The organism is Pedobacter sp. SG908, from assembly GCF_011759615.1.
In the GTDB taxonomy this organism is placed as follows: Bacteria; Bacteroidota; Bacteroidia; order Sphingobacteriales; family Sphingobacteriaceae; genus Pedobacter; species Pedobacter riviphilus.
In genome coordinates this window covers 1,614,951-1,634,852 of record NZ_JAAOYY010000001.1, presented here as the reverse complement: position 1 = coordinate 1,634,852, position 19,902 = coordinate 1,614,951, and the positions used below count along the sequence as shown (strand labels likewise).

Here is a 19,902-nt window from a genome sequence, read left to right as displayed (position 1 = left end):
AGTATAATTAATTATACATAAAACCAATAATTTGATATTTATCAATTAAAATATTGGTTTAAAGCATATATTAAGATATTTCACAAACACCTATCACTCAGATGTTTTGATATTAATCAAATAAATAAATACAACCTATAGCTATGCCTATACCAAACAACATCAAATACAGCTATTATATGGGCCGTTCATTTTAAATAATCAGAAATTATTTTAATTAGAAGTAGTTCGAATGGCAAGAATTAAATAAAACTTTGACCGTTTTAAAATGTTGAGTGAGTAATAAAATATTTATGTTATGAAAACTAGAAACGATAAAAACACAGCTGAAAAAGAGCATAAAAGTAAAGGAAGCTCAAAGGGAAAGGCTTCCTTCGATCAAAACGGAAAGGGTTCTTCAGATAAATTTGGTCAGGCTGGCTCCACACCTAACGAATCAGGAGCGAGTGGGCTTGGTACGGTAAATAAAAACAGGAAGGCTTAGAAAAGATAAAAAGAGTAAAATACTCTTTTTATCTTTCATAGATACTCATCTTTTCAGCTAGTTCTATAATACTTTTTATTTTCAGCTTTTGAAAAAGCCTCAATTTATAAGTACTTACTGTTCCCATTTGAAGATTTAGCTGATTAGAAATTTCTAATACTCCAATCCCCTTAGTTAATAATTCTGCTACTTCTAATTCTCTACCCGAAAGTTTGGTAAAAGGATTATCGGCATCGTTACCCAATATGCTGTTGAACATGTTTTCCTTAACATTTCTGCTCGAATAGCGACTGCCTGCTAAAATGGTTGTAATAGCGGTTACAATTTCTGATTCTTCTGCATTTTTGGTTAAGTAACCCGATGCACCAGACTTTAAATATGGAACAGCATAAATGTTTTCATTCAAAGATGAAAATACCAGGATTTTCGCATTCGGCTGAACCAATTTAATTTGGTCGATTACCTTAAGATTGTTACCTCCGGGCAAATTCACGTCAATGATGATTAAACTTGGTGATTTTTCTGTTTCCACAAGCGCCTGCTCTAAGCTAGCTGCATGAATGATTTCAACACCAGGCCAAAAGTCTGATATTAAACCTTTTAATCCACGACGGATGATCTCGTGATCATCAGCGATGAGCACAGTAAAAGTACTTACGGCATTTTTTGTTTTCATTATTTTAAGAATATTCTGCAAGTTAATAAAAAGTTATTTTTTTGTACGCAATTGTAGTTAATTTTTCGTTTAAATGTGTAAATATTATTATACACAAGTTCACAGTTTTGTTTAAAACGTCTGAGACCTGCTAATCTGATCTTTGGTTTAATGAACGGTATGGAAAGAAAATCTCATGTTTGCCGCTGTTATTGCCCTCTAGCGGGTCAATTGAAAAACCGTACCATAAACCAATTCTGAGTTTTTCTGATAGAAAAATCTGTACTGCTCCTACAACAGCGTTCCAGGATGTAAGATCATGTTGCGAATAGTTTTTATCATACAGCTTTACTCCTGTCTGGTAGGAACAGTCAAGCCAGATAAAATCTTCGATCATCAAAAATGCATTCAGATCCAAGCTCGTCGGACCTCCCAGGCCGTATTTTAACAGGAAAGTAGGTTTAGCCTGAAAATCTTCAGAAAGCAGAAACAATGTCTCGTCAGCTCAATAATAATAAGGCTTCGGCTATATAAAATTGCTTGTTCAGCGTATTTCCTTTTCACGAAGGAACTTCAGATCTGTTAAAATCCTAAATCCTTTATTTAAAAAACAAGAAAATAAAATCAAATTACAGGAATTAAATCTTAGCCCTAATCCTACTCAATGTTTCAAGTCGGATGGCTAAAAAAGAAGCAATGTATTTTAAAGAAACACGGTTAATCAAATCAGGAAATGAGATTAAAAAGCGTTTATATCTTTTCTCGGCAGATGAAATCCGGCAAAGATAAGCACGTTCCTCTGCCGAACGATAATATAATTCCATCATCTTTCTGCCAACAATATTGGCTTCAGGAAAATTTTCGTAAAGATATTCTGATAATACATGTGGGATAGCAACTAAATCAACATCTTCTAATGCCTGTAAATACTCATCCGATTCGCCATCTATCCACAAATTACGTATGGTACCTACAACTTCATTCTCTTTGGCGATCCAGGTGGTAATCTCGTTGTCTCCATCCTTAATAAAACCCCTAACTACACCTTTAACAATTAAAAAAAGGAACTTGTTACGGTCTACTGGTGAAACCAGATATTTATTTTTTTTGTAGCTAATTGGAAAGGTATGCTGGTTAATCCGCTTTTCTATTTCATTATTAAGCGGATGGAATTTCTTAAAAACTGAGATTAGTGGAGAAAAATCGTTGTATTTCTTCCACCTATCTCCATCAGATAAATTAACTGCGATCATAGCAAGAAATTAGGATAGGCGCAATCCTGCTATATAATATATCTTAACAGGATTACTATGTAAGTATAGGAAGATTGAATTGAAAAATGATCTTTTTTTTGAATTTTCTAAATTTTACAAACTTTAAAATAACTTTTCTACCCCTAATCCAAATAATGCAAAATCATACTTCACCGGATCTGAAGGATCGAACTGTTTCAGATTGTCCGTTAATTCAATTGCAGTCAACCAATCAGTCTGCTTTCTGTTAATCAGTCCGAGCAGCCGCCCTACCCTATCTACATGTACATCACAGGGACAGATTAAATCTTTTGGCTGAAGCGTATTCCAGATACCAAAATCGACACCATTTTGATCTACCCTAACCATCCATCGCAAAAACATATTTAAACGCTTACAGGTAGATTTTTGCTTTGGCGAGGAAATGTGTTTCTTCGTCCGGTGAGGAAAATCTTCCAAGGAGAAAAAATATTGTCTGAAATGGTTCAAGGCTTGCTCTATCGAGAAATTAAGCGCAGCAGCATAACATAGCTCAGAAGTGTAGCTTATTTCAGTTTTTGCCGCTGATACTTCTAAATATTCTGACCTAAAGACATTTTGTTTTGGTACAAATGCCTGCTCCAAACTATCGAAGTTTTGATAATGCTGCTTAAAAAACGAAATAAAATAAAGTAAGTCGGTATCGTTAAATGTACGGTGTTTAAAATTCAGCAGCCGTTTTAAATCGGTATCGGTATGATTAACAACAAAATCATAAGGCGCATTATCCATGCGTCCCAACAGTTCCTTACATTTATTAATAATTGTTTTCCGCTGGCCCCAGGCTAAAATCGCTGCAAAAAAGCCTGCAATTTCTATATCCTGTTTTTTTTCAAAAAGATGCGGAATACAAACGGGATCGTTTGCTATAAAATTTGGCTGATTATATTGTTCAACTTTGCTATCCAGAAAATTCTTTAACTCCAAAAACTGCATTGTTAGCTTTTTTTTTAGACGTAAATAGCAGCACAATCGTTGCCATTTAAACCGGATTGAAACGGTATCCTTTTTTGTTTGTGCTAATTTAATGAAGCAGATACCTAAACAAAAAAGATTTAGTGTAAAGCCGGGCTACCATTAGTTTTAGAATAAGACCTGCTTTACAAAAAAACGGGCAAATATTTTATCTGCCCGCTCGAAATATTATGCTAATGCATTTGCTAGATCCTCCAAAAGATCATCAATATCTTCTACTCCAACACTTAAACGGAGCAAGTTATCGGTAACTCCTACTTTCTCTCTTTCTTCTTTCGGAATAGAACCATGTGTCATCGTTGCCGGATGGTTAATTAGTGATTCTACCCCACCTAATGATTCAGCTAAGGTGAATACCTTAAAATTAGAAGAGATTCTAAAAGTTTCTTCCAGATCAGCACCTTTTAGTGTAATCGAAATCATCCCGCCAAAGCCACGCATCTGTTTTTTAGCTACATCATGATTAGGATGGTCTTCAAAACCTGGCCAATAGATTTTATCAACTTTTGGATGTGTTTTTAAATAATGTGCAATGCGCTCCCCATTTTCGCAGTGTGCTTTCATTCGAAGGTGGAGCGTTTTAATTCCTCTCAACACTAAAAAAGCATCTTGCGGACCCGGTGTTGCACCACAGGCATTATAAATAAACCAAAGGTCTTTATACAATTGCTCATCGTTTGTTACCAAAGCGCCCATTACCACATCAGAGTGGCCACCGATATACTTGGTTACCGAGTGCATTACAATATCAGCACCCAGATCGATCGGGTTTTGTAAATAAGGTGATGCAAACGTATTATCAACCGTAAGGATTAAATTTTTCTCCTTTGTAATTTTAGCTACCCCTTCAATATCGATAATCTGCATGGTAGGATTAGTAGGTGTTTCTATCCAAACCAATTTGGTTTTATCATTAATATACGGCAATATATGCTCTGGCTTAGAAAGATCCAGAAAATGAAACTTGATTCCGTATTTAGTGAAGATTTTGGTAAAAATCCGGTATGAACCTCCATACAAATCGTTTCCGGTAATCACTTCGTCGCCCGGTTGCAATAATTTTAATACGGCATCTGTTGCCCCCATTCCGCTCGAAAAGGCCAAACCATATTTAGCGTTTTCTAAAGCAGCTAAACAATCTTCCAAAGCTTTACGCGTTGGGTTTGTTCCTCTTGAATACTCATAACCCTTGTTATCTCCAGGAGATTTCTGCCAATAGGTAGAGGTTTGATATATCGGTGTCATTACCGCACCTGTGGTTGGATCAGGCTCTTGACCTGCATGTATAGCTTTAGTTGCGAATTTCATTTTTATAGTATCAAGATTGACAAGTACCAAGTATCGAGATAAGATTCCAAAACACCTACATCCCCGATACTATTTTACATTAATATTTAAATTGTACGCCAGAAGAACCAGTCCTTCTAAAAACGATTTTAAACTTATTTTTAAAGCAGTTGAAAGGAAACTATCGCCTCCGAACTTCCGGCTCAAGACTGTTTAATACGCTCTTGCAAAGAGTACTCTTTGTATAGATGGTTTTCCTGAATAAATACAAACACCATCTTCCAATTTATTATTTAATGGAATACAGCGTATAGTCGCTTTCGTTTCTTCCTTTATTTTTTGCTCCGTTTCTGGCGTTCCATCCCAATGTGCAGAAATAAAACCGGCTTTGGTATCTAACAATTCCTGAAACTCTTCGTAACTGTTGGCTTCAGTAATATGCTCATCACGATAGGCCAAAGCTTTATTGAACATGCTTTGCTGAATATCTTCCAATAGCTTGATGATGTAAATATCCAAGCCTTCCTGAGGTACAGTCTGTTTCACTTTTGTATCTCTACGGGCAATTTCTACCGTTTTATTTTCCAAATCACGGCCACCAATGGCAATACGGATTGGCACACCTTTCAACTCATAATCTGCAAACTTAAATCCAGGGCGCTGTGTATCTCTATCATCATATTTCACAGAAACCCCCATGCCTTTTAAACGCATGGTTAATTCATTTACATAAGTTGATATTTTGGTTAAATCTTCATCTCCTTTATAAATTGGAACAATAACGACCTGGATTGGTGCTAATTTCGGTGGAATAATCAATCCTGAATCATCACTGTGCGCCATAATCAAAGCCCCCATTAAACGTGTAGAAACACCCCACGAAGTAGCCCATACATGATCTAATTTCCCATCTTTACCTGTAAACTTAACATCAAAAGCTTTGGCAAAATTCTGACCCAAAAAGTGAGATGTACCTGCCTGTAAAGCTTTACCATCCTGCATTAAGGCCTCAATACAATAAGTATCTAAAGCACCGGCAAAACGCTCATTCGGCGATTTACGGCCTCTGATTACCGGAACTGCTAACCAATTTTCGGCAAAATCGGCATAAATATGCAACATACGTTCTGTTTCCTCAATCGCCTCTTCTGCTGTAGCATGTGCCGTATGCCCTTCCTGCCACAAAAATTCGGCTGTACGCAGAAACAACCTCGTACGCATTTCCCATCTGACCACATTTGCCCATTGATTGATCAGTATTGGCAAATCACGGTACGATTGGATCCAACCTTTATAGGTATTCCAAATAATGGTTTCGGATGTTGGACGAACAATTAATTCCTCTTCCAATTTTGCAGTTTCATCAACCACAATATTTCCATTCCCATCATTTTTTAACCGGTAATGCGTTACTACTGCACATTCTGTCGCAAAACCCTCAACATGAGAAGCTTCTTTAGAGAAAAATGACTTTGGGATGAATAATGGAAAATAGGCATTCTGATGCCCTGTATCCTTAAACATCTTATCTAAAACAGCTTGCATTTTTTCCCATATAGCATAACCATTTGGCTTTATAACCATACAGCCACGCACTGCAGAGTGCTCTGCTAAATCTGCTTTTAACACAATATCATTATACCACTGGGAATAATCTGCTTCTCTACTTGTAATTTCTTTGCTCATCTTATGTATTTGGAACGTAATTTGTATGTTAAAAAGTGTAAAATCCGACGGCAAATTTATAAATTTATGCCTACAAACGATCAACAATTGACATCAATTGTGATTTAACATTTTTAGACTAAGTAAATAGTTAGAAATTAACTACTTTTGAAACTTGTTTATTACATTCGTGAACACACACAACTAAATATAAACACAATGAAACCAATTAAATTTTTACCCATTGTTATGATTGCCGCCGCAGGATTGGTGGCTTCATGCTCTACATCAAAATTGGCTCAAACTAAGCCAGCTGATGATGTTTATAACTCTGTAGCAAAAGCTAGAGAGATCGAAGTGGTACTTCCTTCACAACGCCAACAAGCACAAAACCAGGCGCAAGGACAAGAAGAATATGACGAATATTATGGAACCAGTAATCCTTATTACGACATGGATTACTCGTCTAGAATAAACCGTTTTTATAATGGCTATAGCTTTCAAGGCTACTATGACCCTTATTTTGACAATTATTACTACGGAAGCAGTTATGGTCCTTCTAACTATTTGGGTTTTGGCCTAGGCTGGAACAGTGGATACGGTTTAGGTGGCTGGGGCGGAAGCTTTGGTTATGGCAGTATCTGGAACAATCCATTCTATTATGGCAACTTTGGTTACGGATGGAATAATCCTTACGGTTGGAATTCATGGGGGCCTTATTCTTATTATGACCGTTACGGTTGGGGCGGTGGCTGGGGTATCGGCGGCGGATACTATGGTGGCGGTGTGTATACCAATAGAGGTTATAGCAGACCAAGACCTGGAAGTGACGATAGAGGCACACCACGATACGGAAACGGCAATGCCGGAAACGCGGGCAGGCCGAGCAGATCTGGTGTTACAAATCCAAATGGTGTAGGGTATGTTCCAAATATTAATGCAGGAAGACCAACCAGAAGCCAGGGTAATGGCGGATATCAACCTCAGGGTACCCAAGCTGGCAGACCAACCAGAAATGACAACTATTCACCTCAACAAGGTACACAAAGCAGCAGACCTACCAGAAACGAGAGCTACAATCCTCCTGCAAGAACCGAGAGCAGGCCAAGTTATTCACCTCCACCATCAAATGGCGGCGGAAATAGTGGTGGTGGTTCAGCCGGTGGTGGTGGTGGTGGCTCAAGACCATCTAGAGCAGGAAGAGGTTAATTTAAATCTAAACACACAACATGAAAAAATATATTTTAGCTTCACTAGTAGCTACAGTAGCCGCTATAGGAACGTCGTATGCCCAAAGTTATGCACCAGATGCATTCCGGTTCTCACAAACCAATTATGGTAGCTCTGCCCGATTTAAAGGAATGGGTGGTGCACAGGTTGGCGTTGGTGGTGATGTCGGCTCAATTAACGCGAACCCTGCCGGATTAGGCTTGTTTACTAAATCAGAATTTATTCTTACACCAGAGTTTAATTCAGTTTCTAATAACAGTGCTTATTTAGGCAATAATACAAAAGCAAGTAAAAACCAGATTAACCTGAATAACATTGGTGTTGTATTTTACAGCCCAGCGGCAAGAGTAAAAGGTGCTGATGTAAATAAAGGACTAGTAAGTACCGTTTTTGGATTGAGCTATACCCGTAACAACGATTTTTTAAATAATATTAACTATGGCGGCATCAACACAAACAGCTCTATCAGAGATTCTTACGTGGATCAGGCTAACAATTATGGAGTTGATAACAGCATTGCAGGTGATGCTTATAAAAGTTATTTGATCAATAAAAACACTCCTACTTTTCCAAATCAGTTTTCTGCAGAACCTTATAACAATGCTAATTTTAATCAAAACTGGGATGAAGCACGTCTAGGTTCTACATCAGAGTTTAACGTTGCGGGTGCATTGAACTTTGGTAACAAAGTTTACATTGGCGCAACAGCCAGTTTTGTAAACGTGAAATATACAAGCGATGCTACTTTCACGGAATCAGGTATTGTTAACTCATATAATGATGGGGATGCCTTACCTACATACAATGGAAACGAAAATTATAGCCTTACCCATTTTAGAAACCAGGAAACCAAAGGCGGCGGTTTTAATTTAAAATTGGGTGCTATTTTCAGACCGGTGAGCGAGTTAAGGATCGGTTTAAATTTCCAGACGCCAACCTGGATGAATATTGAAGATAATACCAGCGAAACCTTGCAGGCTACTACTGCAGGAAATGCCAATACCCCTCCTACCAAATCAAATAATCCTACCCAATATTATTCATTCACTTATAATCTGCGTACGCCTTTAAAAGCTTCTGCAGGTATCAGTTATGTAATTGCAGGTACTGCATTAATATCAGCTGATGTAGATTATGTAGATTATGCCTCTATGCGCTTTTCTGATTCTAACGGCTCTGACCGTAAAACCATTAGTGATAATAATGCTTTTATTAAAGCATCTTATAAGGAAGCGATTAATTATAGAGTAGGTGCTGAAGTAAAAGTAACAAACGAATTTAGCTTACGTGCTGGTTATGGCGTAAATGGAAACGGTGTTAAAGGTGGCGATAATAAATTTTACCAAGGCCAGTATTATACTGGCGGACTTGGCTATCGCATCGACAACTATTACTTCGATTTAGCGTATCAGAACTACAAAACAAACTTCAGTTCAAGTCCGTATTTGTTAGATGATTACAGTGAACCTGTTGCAGATGTTAAAAGCAATAGAAATAATGTATTCTTAACTTTTGGTGTAAGATTTTAAGTACTAATATAAAACTTATCTAAAAAAAGGCTTCAGCGAATCAACTGAAGCCTTTTTTGTTCATCACAAAATTAACAGGAGTAAATCGGAATTATTCGATACTAAATTATTCCATGCAGGCTTCCACCCTCTTGAGCCAAAGCATCCAGTTTTTTTTCAATGTCAGGGTCTTTGATCAATTCAGGTGCGTGGTGGGGCTTTTTCCTTGCATCAATAATCAACGAACCTTTACATCCCCAATGTTTATTAATGGTAAAATCGTTGATACCATATATATCAGCCGCCGGGTTGCTTCTGGTAAAGGCCACCCAAACCAGATTATCAATATTGGCAGCCGTAAATTCCGCATCATCGGCCAATATAATCAATGGCAAACCAGATAAATCCTGATCCATCAAAGCCATATTCAACAAAGCAATTTCGGCGGCGGTTTTCTCCGGGTTTAAATATTTGTCACTTTCTAAAACTAAAACCCCTGGAATGGCTATTTTGGGTTGGTAAAATCCGTCGCTCAGTTTCAGCCCTTCAGGAAGCTTATCCCATAGTTCGCGCTGCTTATCCCCTGCCGCAGCAATTACAACCTTCGATCCGCTGTTTAATCCATCGCCACTATAATCAAGCGTATCGATTGTAGTATTGGTATAAAAATGAACATCCCTGGCTAAATCGATCCGTTCTAAAACATGCTTAAGAAATGCTTCAATATGGTGCGTGCTTAAATTCTGGTCATCCTCTTTGGCAGCGATAAATAGATATTTGGCTAAACTCAATTGGTTTTTTCCCAGTATGTGATTGGCTATGGTTAAAATTTCCTGAGGCCTGCGCACTTTTAAATAAGGTGTATAACGTTCGCTACCAATGGCGAAAAGCAAAGGGTGAACGCCAGCTGCATCAACCGCGTGCACTTCTTTTAAACCATGTATTTCTTGCGGAATGGCAGAACCTGTAATCTCATGGATTAAAGTACCAAAACTGGTATCCTCCTGCGGTGGGCGGCCAACAACCGTAAACGACCAAATGGCATCTTTTTTATGATATACATGGTGTACCCTCATTAAAGGAAAAGGATGCGTTAAACTGTAATATCCCAGGTGATCGCCAAAAGGCCCTTCTGGTTTATTTTCATTTGGATAAACCGTTCCGGTGATAATAAAATCGGCATCTGCAGAAATACAAAAACCTTCATCATCGTAAAAATAACGAAAACGCCTGTCGCCAAGAGCACCAGCAAAAGTCATTTCAGATAAACCTTCAGGTAACGGCATTACTGCAGCTAAAGGATGCGATGGAGGTCCGCCAACGAAGATACTCACTTTTAAGGGTTTACCTAGTGCGTTGGCTTTAGATTGGTGTACCCCAATCCCCCTATGAATCTGATAGTGCAAGCCAATCTCCTGATCCTGAATATAATCGTTACCGGCCAGCTGGATCCGGTACATACCCAAATTGGCATTTAGTACGCCCGGCTTGTCTACATCTTCCGTATACACCTGGGGCATGGTAACAAAAGGTCCTCCATCCATAGGCCAGTTTACAATCTGTGGTAACTGACTGATACTTGTTTTTAAGAACTTATTTTTTGCCGAAGATGTTTTAAGTGGCAAGGCCGATAAAGCAGACATTGCCGAACCTGCATATTTAAATGGATTTTTTAATGCTTTTATGGGATCATTTCTTAACGATACCAGCTGTTGTACTTTTGGTAAGGTATCTCTAAAAATAAACTTCGATCTTTCTAAGGTTCCAAACAAATTCGAAACTGCAGGAAAAGGGCTTCCTTTAATTTTTTCAAATAAAATAGCTGGCCCTTTATTTTCGTAAACCCTTAAATGGATGGCTGCCATTTCTAAATAGGGATCTACTTCTTCTTTTATCCTGATTAAATGACCGTGCTTTTCGAGATCGGATACGCATTCTGCTAAACTTTTGTATGCCATGCCCAAAGATAAATAATTAGATTTTCTACGAAACAAAAAAGCCTCATATAAGCAGATTTTACAATAAAGCTACTTATACGAGGCTTTTAACTTAAGAGATTGGTATTACTTTTTCCCTGCGAAAGAACGCAACATCCAGGTATTTTTCTCTTTAAACTGCATAAAACGGTTAACCATATCGTTAGAACCATCGTCTCCGGCCGCATCTGTAGCTTCTAAAAGTTCTCTTTCCAATTCGATCAATGCGGCCATATCATCCAGAACGGCATCTACCATATCAAGGTCTTTCAGTCCAATCGTATCAATTTCTTTAATCTTAGATTCTTTAATATAATCAGCAAAACGGCTATGCGGTGCTTTACCCAAGGTTAATACGCGCTCGGCTATCTCATCGATAGTTAGTTGTGCATTGGTATATAATTCTTCAAACTTAACATGTAAAGTAAAAAAGTTCTGTCCTTTAATATTCCAGTGGCAACCTCTTAATTTTTGATAATGAATATGATAATTTGCCAAATAATCATTTAACAGATCTACAACTGGTTTAACCTCTTTTTCGTTTAAGCTTATTTCTTTAGCGTCCATTTTTTTACTTTTTAGGAATGTATTTTAATATCTATGTAACAACCCAAATTTAGAAAAGTTTTGTCCTATTTTGTCTTTTGAACAATACGTTATTTATTAGATCGTTTAATATTCAATATTGTACTAAATAACAATTTTATAAACATTTGTTAATGAATAGCATATCGATATTACATTGTTAAAGTCATCTAATTTTTACTTAAAAACGGGCAACAGAACATAAGATGGTTAACAATATTATTCGTATAATTGCTCTCTTTGACTTAGAAATTTACATAAAAATAAATGCATAAAATATATTTATCTGCTGTAGTGTTATTTGCTTTAAACATTGCAAATGCCAAAGCCAATACAGCGAGAGACTCTATCGGTGTAGAAAATAATAAAGGCAAAAAACTAATCGTGCACCAAACCGTGGCTAAAGACACTTATTATTCCATAGGAAGAAGATATAATGTTTCGCCAAAAGATATCATGGCCTTTAATGACAACAAGTACCTTCAGATCGGGGTAATTATCAAGGTACCTACAAATATCCCTTTTACGGCTAATGGTTCATCAAATATTACACAAAGTGCATCAACATCAAATGTGATAGAACACATTGTAAAGCCAAAAGAAAATTTAAACATGTTGGCCGAAAAATATGGCACAACTATAAACGAGATTAAAACTTTAAATAACCTAAGCGGAAATAATTTAAGCATTGGTCAGGTTTTAAAAATCCCAGCAAAAAACGCAGAACAAAGCAATACAGCAGCACCAGTAATACCGCCAGCAAAAAACAATGCCGAGCGGGTAGCTGAGAACAGCCAACCATCAGATCAGACCATGATTGAACATACCGTGCAGCCTAAAGAGTTTTTAGGGAAAATTGCAGAGAAGTACGGTACTACTGTTGAAGAGGTAAAAAAAGCCAATAACCTTTCGGGAAGCAATCTGCGCATTGGGCAGAAACTTAAAATTCCGGCAACCAAAAATATAGATGAGAATAAAGTAGCAGCTGCCGAAGAAAAACCTGTTCAGGAAAACAAATCTACAGATGCCGCCGGCACACATACGGTTTTAAGAAACGAGACGATCTTTACCATTGCTAAGCAATACGGAATTACCGCTTACCAGATTAGAAAACTAAATGACTTACCTGATAATGCCATTACCATTGGTCAGGTTTTAAAAGTTCCTGGTGGCATTATTACAGATGTTCAGGTCCCGAAAGAAAAGCAGGCAGAAACAAAAGTTAAAGAAACACCAGCAGCAAAAGAAGAGAGTTTTATCCATACTGTAGCTACCGGAGAAAACATTTTTACCATTGCTAAAAAATATAATTTAACCGCTTATCAGATCAGAACGGCAAACAAGCTGGAAGATAATGCCATTAAGGTTGATCAGAAACTGATTATCCCTAAACCACCGCAACCTAAGTCGGTAAATGATCTGTCAAAAGAAGAACAAGAAAATGAACCAGACAGTACTATGGTTAAAGATCCTAAACTTCGCCGCGATCCCAGCGTATACGGTTTAAGTCAGATCGAAGAAAAAGGGACCGCCGTTTGGATTGCAGACCAAGATCTTGATGGAACAAAAATGTTGGTTTTACACCGTACAGCTCCTGTTGGCAGGGTAATTAAGATTACCAACCCAATGACTAACCGCACTACCTTTGCCAAAGTTGTTGGTAAATTTACAGAGAACGAATCCACAAAAGATGTTATAATTGTAATGACTAAAGCTGTAGCCGATTCATTAGGCGCTTTAGACAAACGTTTTTTCTGCAATTTAACATATAGTGCTCAATGAGTTTAAACAAAAAACCATTTATAATTGGTATTGCCGGTGGTAGCGGATCGGGTAAAACATTTTTCTTAAACTGCTTTCTTCATCATTTTAAACAGGATGAAGTAACGCTCGTATCTCAAGATGATTATTATATCCCTGCGGGTGAGATGACACAGGAAGAGAACAAATTATACAATTTCGACCTCCCTTCTACTATTGATAGTGAGCAGTTTTTGAGAGACATTAAGCAATTAATCAGTGGTGAGGTAGTTTACAAAAAAGAATATAACTTCAATAACCCATTAGCTGTAGTTAAAATTCTGGAGATTAAATCGGCACCGATCATTATTGTAGAAGGTCTTTTTATCCTCCACTTCAAAGAAATTGCCGCACTGTTGGATCATACCATTTTTGTTGATGCAGATGAACTGGTAGCTTTAGATCGCCGTATAAAACGTGATGGTTTAGAGCGTGGTTACCCGGAAGAAGATGTATTGTACAAATGGCACAACCATGTGGTTCCTGCCTATAAAGAATATTTATTGCCTTATCGCGAACAATGTAATAAGGTGGTAATGAATAACACCAACGAGCCTGAAGAAATCATTGCCATCACAGAAGATATTTCGAATGATTTAAGGAATAGTATTTTGGTAGACACCGAATAAATTTCAAAGAAGTCAAGCTTTTAAAGCTTGACTTCTTTTTGATAATACGTTTTGTCAGGTTGAGCGTAGTCGAAGCCTTAATCTAATCTCATTTCCGGAATCTCTCCTTCTACAATTAATCTCCCAACTGTAGATTGCTGTATAAACTCCACACTTACACCGGGCGCACGTTCTAAAAGCTTAAAACCGCCTTCTGGCAGGATATCTAAAACAGCCAGCTCAGTTACAATTTTTTTAATGCATTTTACGCCGGTTAAAGGCAAGGTACATTTCGGTAATAACTTGCTTTCTCCAGCTTTATTAATGTGCTGCATCGCCACAATAATATTTTTGGCCGATGCCACTAAATCCATCGCTCCTCCCATTCCTTTTACCATTTTACCTGGAATTTTCCAGTTGGCAATATCGCCATTTTCTGACACCTCCATGGCTCCCAGAATGGTTAAATCTACTTTTTGTGCACGGATCATCCCAAAACTCATGGCCGAATCAAAAATAGATGATCCTGGCAAAGTGGTAATAGTTTGTTTCCCTGCATTAATTAAATCGGCATCCTCCTCTCCTTCAAAAGGAAATGGCCCCATACCCAATAAACCGTTTTCTGACTGTAACACTACATTAATTCCCTTTGGAATATAGTTAGCAACCAATGTTGGTATACCAATGCCAAGATTAACATAGTATCCATCTTTTATTTCTTTAGCAATACGCTGTGCGATTTCTTCTTTTGAAAATGCCATTATTTATTTTTTCCGATTAAGCCTAAATGTGTGTGATTAAATGCATCGCTATATTTTAAACCATAGCCAAGTGCCCTATCCATACAAGAATGGGCAAACAAGATGATGCCAGATAACTGTAATATGGGTAACTGATCATAAAATCCGATCAAGAAAATTACTATCGCTATCGTCTTATGATGAAACACGTTATAAAACCATGCACCTACTTTCGGGCCTGCAACGTATCCTAACATACTTAAATCCGGCACAAGCAAAAGTGCCGGAAATACCCACCAATGAAACGATAGTTTAGAAAAGGCAAATATTGCTAGCAAAAACATACCTATTTCTTCAATTGCAATAATTTTCTTCATTACGATTTTGTTCTTACAGTACGCTGTTCAATTCTTTTCTCGTAGTCTTTGCCCTGAAAAATCCGGTGGACATAAATACCAGGCGTATGAATATAATCCGGATCCAATTCACCAGCTTCCACCAACTCTTCTACCTCGGCAATGGTTATTTTACCTGCCATAGCCATCACTGGATTAAAATTCCGGCTGGTAGACCTGAAGATTAAATTGCCCGCTGTATCACCTTTCCAAGCTTTAACAATAGCGAAATCGGCATCAAAAGCATATTCCATTAAATAATCCTTGCCATCAAAATTGCGTACCTCTTTGCCTTCTGCCACTTCGGTACCCACACCTGCAGGCGTAAAAATTGCAGGCATACCGTATCCAGCGGCCAAACAGCGAGTGGCCAAGGTACCCTGTGGGATAAGATCTACCTCAAGTTCGCCACTCAACAATTGCCTTTCAAATTCAGCATTTTCACCAACATACGAAGAAATCATTTTTTTTACCTGGCGTTGTTTCAGCATTAAACCAATACCAAAATCATCAACACCTGCATTGTTAGAGATACAGGTTAAATTTTTTACCTGCTTACTTACCAAAGCATTAATACAATTCTCTGGAATGCCACAAAGCCCGAAACCACCGAGCATGAGCGTAGCACCATCTGATATATCTTTGATAGCCTCTTCAGCTCCAGATACCACTTTATTTATCATCTTATGAATTTTTTGGTTAGTTCGCTAAATTACAAATTGCCTTCAGAAATGTAGCATTATAATTTTTTAAATCTTTGCGGAATACTAATTAATTGGAATTAATCTAAATAACTATTACTTTTGTGCTGCAATGATTTACGAGAGAGAAGAAAGTCTATTCATATTACCCACCGATCCTGAATTTCAAAAAGGCATGGGTTTTATTTTCAGCTGTACAGCTGAGCACAAAAAGTGTTGCGAGAAATTTAAGAAAGGTAAACGCTGTAAAAAGTGTCCGGGCAATAAAAAGAAATAAGCCTACTTCGCTATTTCCACAATTTTATCGTCGCTTCCATTACTGGTACAGATATAAATTTTTCCTTCTGGCGATTGGCAAACGGCTCTGATCCTACCATATGTATTGACATAAAAATCTTTTGTTCCTGTAATTTTTGTTTGTGCATCGTCTAATTTAAGCTGCATCAATTTAGTTCCTTTTAATACAGCCAGCAGCAACGAATTTTTAAATTGAGGAATATAATCTGAATTGTAATAAGCTAAACCACTGGGCGCAATGGTTGGTGTCCAATTAATTAATGGCTCTACCACATTGTTCGAACTACAAAACGATTGCTCTCCGCTTTCATTACAAAAACCTTTAACATTTGGCCATCCGTAGTTTCTTCCTTTCTCAATAATATTAATCTCATCATCAGAATCCGGGCCATGTTCTGAAGAGAAAATTTTATTGCCTACTTGGGTCAATCCTTGCGCATTTCGATGACCTAAAGACCAAACCAGATTATTTGGATAAGGGTTATCAGCTGGGATAGAGCCATCTAAATTTATTCTTAAAATTTTCCCGGCTAAAGAATTAACATTTTGAGGATTACCAGTATCAGCAGCATCGCCAGTACTGATAAATAGTTTACCGCCATTGATCAGCAAACGCGATCCGTTATGGATTGAAGCCGCAGGAATCTGATCCAATAAAACTTGTGGATTCGTCAAATTTCCTCCATTGTAAGTATAACGTACAACTTTAGCTTTATAGGTACTACCATAGCCATAAACCACATAAACGTAAGGATTACTGGTAAAATCAGGATGTAGCGTCATTCCCAGCAAGCCGCCTTCTCCATTGGTACGTACTTCGCTTATGGTAAGTAAAGGTGTTACTTGCCCGTTGGCAGGATTTAAACGACTAATTTTACCTGCTTTTTCGGTAAACCAAATGAAATTATCAGGTCCATAAACCATTTCCCAGGGGAAGCTCAATCCGGATACAACTACTTTTGATTTTAATTCTACATCAGGTAAAGTACCTGGATCGTCATTATCATCACCATTCTTTTTACAAGCTGTAACGAATAACATTACAAATAAGCAGAGTAGTATTGCTCTCATAACCATAACGTTTTAAAAATAACAACGTTACGGTTATAAAGTTTTGTTTTTTTAGCGTGCTATTCCATGTTGATGTACTGCCTGATGCTACCATCTCACAGATTTTCAAAAAAATGATTTAGTGTCGGATAGTAACATCCGACGCCATAACCATACTTATGCCAGCACTCGTTTTTAACGAGTGCATAAATAGCCTTGCGATTTTATCGCAAAATATTATTTATAGTGTCAGATGGTAACATCTGACACCACAATCAATTCAAATACACGTAAGTAATCCCATCTCCACCCCTATCAGCATGTTCATCTTCCATCCTATTTACTTGACTATATTTGCGTAGATATTCCCTGATCATTTTTCTCAAAATTCCATCACCCTTACCATGAATCAGTTTAATGGATGGAAAACCAAGCATAATGGCTTTATCTAAATATTTCTCTACTTCGAAGAGGGCATCTTCCGTGCGTTTCCCACGGAGATCAAGTTCTGCCCTAAAACCAGATACGGCATCATTCATCCGCCCTGCAAAAGAATTGGCACTACTTTGAATTACTTTTTTGGCTTCCCGATTACTCACCTTTTGTACACGGTTCTTTTTAACCGTTGATCGTAAATCGCCAATAGCCAAAACCAGTTCATTGCGGTTAATTTCTAAAACCTGACCAATGGTTTCACTATCGGTAAATTTCACTAAATCACCAATTTCAATCTCACCGCCAACAACTACCTGCACTGGTTTAGGGCGCTCTTTAGGAACAGTATTTTTAACCAGTTCTTTTTGCAAATTCTGGCGAAGTTCTTTAGTTGCTTCCTTATCAGCTTGTTTTTCCTTAATCTCGGCAATGGTATTTTCTACCAGTTTATTGGCATTTTTAATAATATTCTGTGCCTCTTGTTTCGCCTCTTTAATCAATATCTTTCTATTCTCTTCTAAAAAGCTTTTTAACTTTTCATTTTCGGCAACCAGGTTTTTAGCCTTGTTCTGCTGATTGGCCAGGCTTACTTTGGCATCGTAAACGTTTTTCTTTTCGCGCTCCAGATCAACAAGCATGGTATCTACCCTATTCTGGTTAGAACCTGTTTTTTCTTTAGCCAGTGCAATTACTTCTTTTGGTAAACCAATGTTCTGTGCAATTTCGAATGCATAAGAACTGCCAGGTTTACCCATTTCTAAAACATAAAGCGGTTTCATTTTAGCATTATCAAAAAGCATTGATGCATTTTCCAAACCAGGCGTATTACCCGCAAAAAGCTTTAAATTAGAATAGTGGGTAGTAATTACCCCCCTTACCTTTTTATTGTTCAATACCTCCAAAACAGCTTCGGCCATTGGCCCGCCAAACTGTGGATCGGTACCGGTACCAAATTCATCAATCAGCACCATCGTTTTCGGTGAGGCATGCTCTACAAAATAGCGCATCTTCTTCAAGTGTGCACTGTAAGTACTTAAATCACTTTCAATCGATTGATCATCACCGATATCGGCAAAAATGTTTTCAAAAATCCCCACTTCACTATTAGCGTCAACCGGAATTAACAGTCCGGTTTGTAACATAATCTGCAAAAGGCCAACTGTTTTCATACAAACCGATTTACCGCCCGCATTTGGTCCTGATACCAGCACTACACGAGTTTCGGCGTCTATATGAATATTTAAAGGGGTAACAGTCTTCTTTTCTGCTGCAAATGAGATCGATAATAAAGGGTGCCTTGCATTAATCAGCTTGGTTTTAGGCTCTTTTAACAAACCTGGCATTTCAGCTTCGATATCCATTGCAAACAATGCTTTCGCACGTACAAAATCAAGTTTGGTCAAGAAACCATGGTAAGAAAGCAATAATGGCGAATATGGCCGCAAGTCATCTGTTAAAGCAATTAAAATCTTAATAATTTCACGGCGTTTATCAAATTCTAAATCGCGTAGCTTATTATTTAAAGTAAAAACTTCCTCCGGCTCAATATAAACGGTTTGCCCCGTAGCCGATTCGTCGTGTACAAAGCCTTTTAGCTTACGTTTATTCTCGGCCAAAACCGGGATACACATCCTGCCATCACGAATGGTTAAACTACCGTCTGCAACCCAATTATTAGCAATAGCTTGCTTGTAGATCGAGTCCATACGCTTGCGCACGTCTTGCTCCGTTTTCGAAATCGCAGCGGTAATCTCCTGCAATTCTTTCGATGCATTGGGTTTAATCTTTCCTTTGGCGTCAATTACCGTTTCTATCTTACGAAGGATATTTTTTTCAATCGGCAGGTGCTCAAATAAAGCTTCTAACGTAGGGTATACTTCTGCACGCTCTTCAAAAAAGCGGAGTACAGAGAAAACAGTATGCAATGAAGTATATACCTGAAACCACTCGTCCTCTAACAGATAAGTGCCTTCAACCCTGATTTTCTCAACCAGCGATTTAATATCAAAAAAGGTATTAATCTGTAAAGGTTCCTGATTTTGCAGGATGCTCTTAAATTCGTTTGTTTGTCGTAAAAACTTATCAATCTGATCAAAACGGTTCATCACCTGCATCTTTCCCACCATCGTTTGGCCCATAGGACTCAAACAATGTTTGCTAATCAGTTGCCTGATCTCGACAAAACCTAAACGTTCTAAACAATTTTCTGGATATAACAT

Annotated in this window: 18 protein-coding genes; 5 read left to right on the top strand and 13 right to left on the bottom strand. The window is 37.7% G+C overall.

Annotated features, from left to right (window positions below; genetic code table 11):
• Nucleotides 1-298 precede the first annotated feature (298 nt).
• The gene (locus tag FHT21_RS06705) at nucleotides 299-484 is read left to right on the top strand and encodes a hypothetical protein (protein ID WP_167293954.1); all 186 of its coding nucleotides are present in this window, start codon (nucleotides 299-301) and stop codon (nucleotides 482-484) included.
• A gap of 28 nt (nucleotides 485-512) precedes the next feature.
• Here FHT21_RS06705 and FHT21_RS06700 read toward each other — a convergent pair whose 3' ends face one another.
• From FHT21_RS06700 to proS, 6 genes are all read right to left on the bottom strand, one after another.
• A complete protein-coding gene (locus FHT21_RS06700; RefSeq protein ID WP_167293953.1) occupies nucleotides 513-1,160 on the bottom strand; it encodes a response regulator transcription factor in 648 nt (215 codons plus the stop codon).
• Between the two features lie 130 nt (nucleotides 1,161-1,290).
• Nucleotides 1,291-1,632, bottom strand: a complete 342-nt coding sequence (locus tag FHT21_RS06695) for a type IX secretion system membrane protein PorP/SprF (protein WP_167293952.1) — start codon at nucleotides 1,630-1,632, stop codon at nucleotides 1,291-1,293.
• A gap of 145 nt (nucleotides 1,633-1,777) precedes the next feature.
• On the bottom strand, nucleotides 1,778-2,392 hold the full coding sequence (locus FHT21_RS06690) for a Crp/Fnr family transcriptional regulator (RefSeq protein ID WP_167293951.1): 615 nt from the start codon (nucleotides 2,390-2,392) through the stop codon (nucleotides 1,778-1,780).
• Between the two features lie 123 nt (nucleotides 2,393-2,515).
• On the bottom strand, nucleotides 2,516-3,367 hold the full coding sequence (locus tag FHT21_RS06685; protein ID WP_167293950.1) for a TIGR02757 family protein: 852 nt from the start codon (nucleotides 3,365-3,367) through the stop codon (nucleotides 2,516-2,518).
• A gap of 207 nt (nucleotides 3,368-3,574) precedes the next feature.
• Nucleotides 3,575-4,714: a cystathionine gamma-synthase gene (locus FHT21_RS06680; protein ID WP_167293949.1), complete on the bottom strand. Its 1,140-nt coding sequence runs from the start codon at nucleotides 4,712-4,714 to the stop codon at nucleotides 3,575-3,577.
• Nucleotides 4,715-4,906: 192 nt separating this feature from the next.
• A complete protein-coding gene (gene proS, locus FHT21_RS06675; protein ID WP_167293948.1) occupies nucleotides 4,907-6,379 on the bottom strand; it encodes a proline--tRNA ligase in 1,473 nt (490 codons plus the stop codon).
• 198 nt (nucleotides 6,380-6,577) lie between these two features.
• Between proS and FHT21_RS06670 the strand changes: the two genes are divergently transcribed.
• On the top strand, nucleotides 6,578-7,567 hold the full coding sequence (locus FHT21_RS06670; protein ID WP_167293947.1) for a hypothetical protein: 990 nt from the start codon (nucleotides 6,578-6,580) through the stop codon (nucleotides 7,565-7,567).
• A gap of 20 nt (nucleotides 7,568-7,587) precedes the next feature.
• Nucleotides 7,588-9,117, top strand: coding sequence for a hypothetical protein (locus FHT21_RS06665; protein ID WP_167293946.1), 1,530 nt, complete (start codon nucleotides 7,588-7,590; stop codon nucleotides 9,115-9,117).
• Nucleotides 9,118-9,218: 101 nt separating this feature from the next.
• Here the strand turns inward: FHT21_RS06665 and FHT21_RS06660 are convergent, their stop codons facing one another.
• Complete coding sequence (locus FHT21_RS06660) at nucleotides 9,219-11,054, bottom strand: UbiD family decarboxylase (RefSeq protein WP_167293945.1); 1,836 nt, start codon at nucleotides 11,052-11,054, stop codon at nucleotides 9,219-9,221.
• A 105-nt stretch (nucleotides 11,055-11,159) separates the two neighbouring features.
• Nucleotides 11,160-11,639, bottom strand: coding sequence for a DNA starvation/stationary phase protection protein (locus FHT21_RS06655; RefSeq protein ID WP_167293944.1), 480 nt, complete (start codon nucleotides 11,637-11,639; stop codon nucleotides 11,160-11,162).
• Between the two features lie 285 nt (nucleotides 11,640-11,924).
• Between FHT21_RS06655 and FHT21_RS06650 the strand changes: the two genes are divergently transcribed.
• Both FHT21_RS06650 and FHT21_RS06645 read left to right on the top strand, forming a co-directional pair.
• Nucleotides 11,925-13,439, top strand: a complete 1,515-nt coding sequence (locus FHT21_RS06650; RefSeq protein WP_167293943.1) for a LysM peptidoglycan-binding domain-containing protein — start codon at nucleotides 11,925-11,927, stop codon at nucleotides 13,437-13,439.
• The gene (locus FHT21_RS06645) at nucleotides 13,436-14,086 is read left to right on the top strand and encodes a P-loop NTPase fold protein (protein ID WP_167293942.1); all 651 of its coding nucleotides are present in this window, start codon (nucleotides 13,436-13,438) and stop codon (nucleotides 14,084-14,086) included. The genes FHT21_RS06650 and FHT21_RS06645 overlap by 4 nt, the downstream gene beginning before the upstream one ends.
• A gap of 77 nt (nucleotides 14,087-14,163) precedes the next feature.
• Here FHT21_RS06645 and FHT21_RS06640 read toward each other — a convergent pair whose 3' ends face one another.
• The 5 genes from FHT21_RS06640 to FHT21_RS06620 form a co-directional block, all read right to left on the bottom strand.
• Entirely contained in the window at nucleotides 14,164-14,826 is a 663-nt protein-coding gene (locus tag FHT21_RS06640; protein ID WP_167293941.1) for a CoA transferase subunit B, read from the bottom strand.
• The gene (locus tag FHT21_RS06635; RefSeq protein WP_167293940.1) at nucleotides 14,826-15,182 is read right to left on the bottom strand and encodes a DUF4260 domain-containing protein; all 357 of its coding nucleotides are present in this window, start codon (nucleotides 15,180-15,182) and stop codon (nucleotides 14,826-14,828) included. The genes FHT21_RS06640 and FHT21_RS06635 overlap by 1 nt, the downstream gene beginning before the upstream one ends.
• A complete protein-coding gene (locus FHT21_RS06630) occupies nucleotides 15,182-15,883 on the bottom strand; it encodes a CoA transferase subunit A (protein ID WP_167293939.1) in 702 nt (233 codons plus the stop codon). The genes FHT21_RS06635 and FHT21_RS06630 overlap by 1 nt, the downstream gene beginning before the upstream one ends.
• Nucleotides 15,884-16,180: 297 nt before the next feature.
• Nucleotides 16,181-17,269 carry a PQQ-dependent sugar dehydrogenase gene (locus FHT21_RS06625; protein WP_167293938.1) on the bottom strand — a complete coding sequence of 363 codons (1,089 nt, stop codon included), beginning with the start codon at nucleotides 17,267-17,269 and terminating at the stop codon, nucleotides 16,181-16,183.
• Nucleotides 17,270-17,523: 254 nt separating this feature from the next.
• Nucleotides 17,524-19,902 (bottom strand): endonuclease MutS2, encoded by a 2,379-nt coding sequence (locus tag FHT21_RS06620; RefSeq protein ID WP_167293937.1) that lies wholly within the window; start codon nucleotides 19,900-19,902, stop codon nucleotides 17,524-17,526.

Bases quoted from the DNA above. Each gene is read 5' to 3' on its own strand.
- FHT21_RS06705 (WP_167293954.1), top strand. From the start codon at position 299: ATGAAAACTAGAAACGATAAAAACACAGCTGAAAAAGAGCATAAAAGT.
- FHT21_RS06700 (WP_167293953.1), bottom strand. From the start codon at position 1,160: ATGAAAACAAAAAATGCCGTAAGTACTTTTACTGTGCTCATCGCTGAT.
- FHT21_RS06690 (WP_167293951.1), bottom strand. From the start codon at position 2,392: ATGATCGCAGTTAATTTATCTGATGGAGATAGGTGGAAGAAATACAAC.
- FHT21_RS06685 (WP_167293950.1), bottom strand. From the start codon at position 3,367: ATGCAGTTTTTGGAGTTAAAGAATTTTCTGGATAGCAAAGTTGAACAA.
- FHT21_RS06680 (WP_167293949.1), bottom strand. From the start codon at position 4,714: ATGAAATTCGCAACTAAAGCTATACATGCAGGTCAAGAGCCTGATCCA.
- proS (WP_167293948.1), bottom strand. From the start codon at position 6,379: ATGAGCAAAGAAATTACAAGTAGAGAAGCAGATTATTCCCAGTGGTAT.
- FHT21_RS06670 (WP_167293947.1), top strand. From the start codon at position 6,578: ATGAAACCAATTAAATTTTTACCCATTGTTATGATTGCCGCCGCAGGA.
- FHT21_RS06665 (WP_167293946.1), top strand. From the start codon at position 7,588: ATGAAAAAATATATTTTAGCTTCACTAGTAGCTACAGTAGCCGCTATA.
- FHT21_RS06660 (WP_167293945.1), bottom strand. From the start codon at position 11,054: ATGGCATACAAAAGTTTAGCAGAATGCGTATCCGATCTCGAAAAGCAC.
- FHT21_RS06655 (WP_167293944.1), bottom strand. From the start codon at position 11,639: ATGGACGCTAAAGAAATAAGCTTAAACGAAAAAGAGGTTAAACCAGTT.
- FHT21_RS06650 (WP_167293943.1), top strand. From the start codon at position 11,925: ATGCATAAAATATATTTATCTGCTGTAGTGTTATTTGCTTTAAACATT.
- FHT21_RS06645 (WP_167293942.1), top strand. From the start codon at position 13,436: ATGAGTTTAAACAAAAAACCATTTATAATTGGTATTGCCGGTGGTAGC.
- FHT21_RS06640 (WP_167293941.1), bottom strand. From the start codon at position 14,826: ATGGCATTTTCAAAAGAAGAAATCGCACAGCGTATTGCTAAAGAAATA.
- FHT21_RS06635 (WP_167293940.1), bottom strand. From the start codon at position 15,182: ATGAAGAAAATTATTGCAATTGAAGAAATAGGTATGTTTTTGCTAGCA.
- FHT21_RS06630 (WP_167293939.1), bottom strand. From the start codon at position 15,883: ATGATAAATAAAGTGGTATCTGGAGCTGAAGAGGCTATCAAAGATATA.
- FHT21_RS06625 (WP_167293938.1), bottom strand. From the start codon at position 17,269: ATGAGAGCAATACTACTCTGCTTATTTGTAATGTTATTCGTTACAGCT.
- FHT21_RS06620 (WP_167293937.1), bottom strand. From the start codon at position 19,902: ATGTTATATCCAGAAAATTGTTTAGAACGTTTAGGTTTTGTCGAGATC.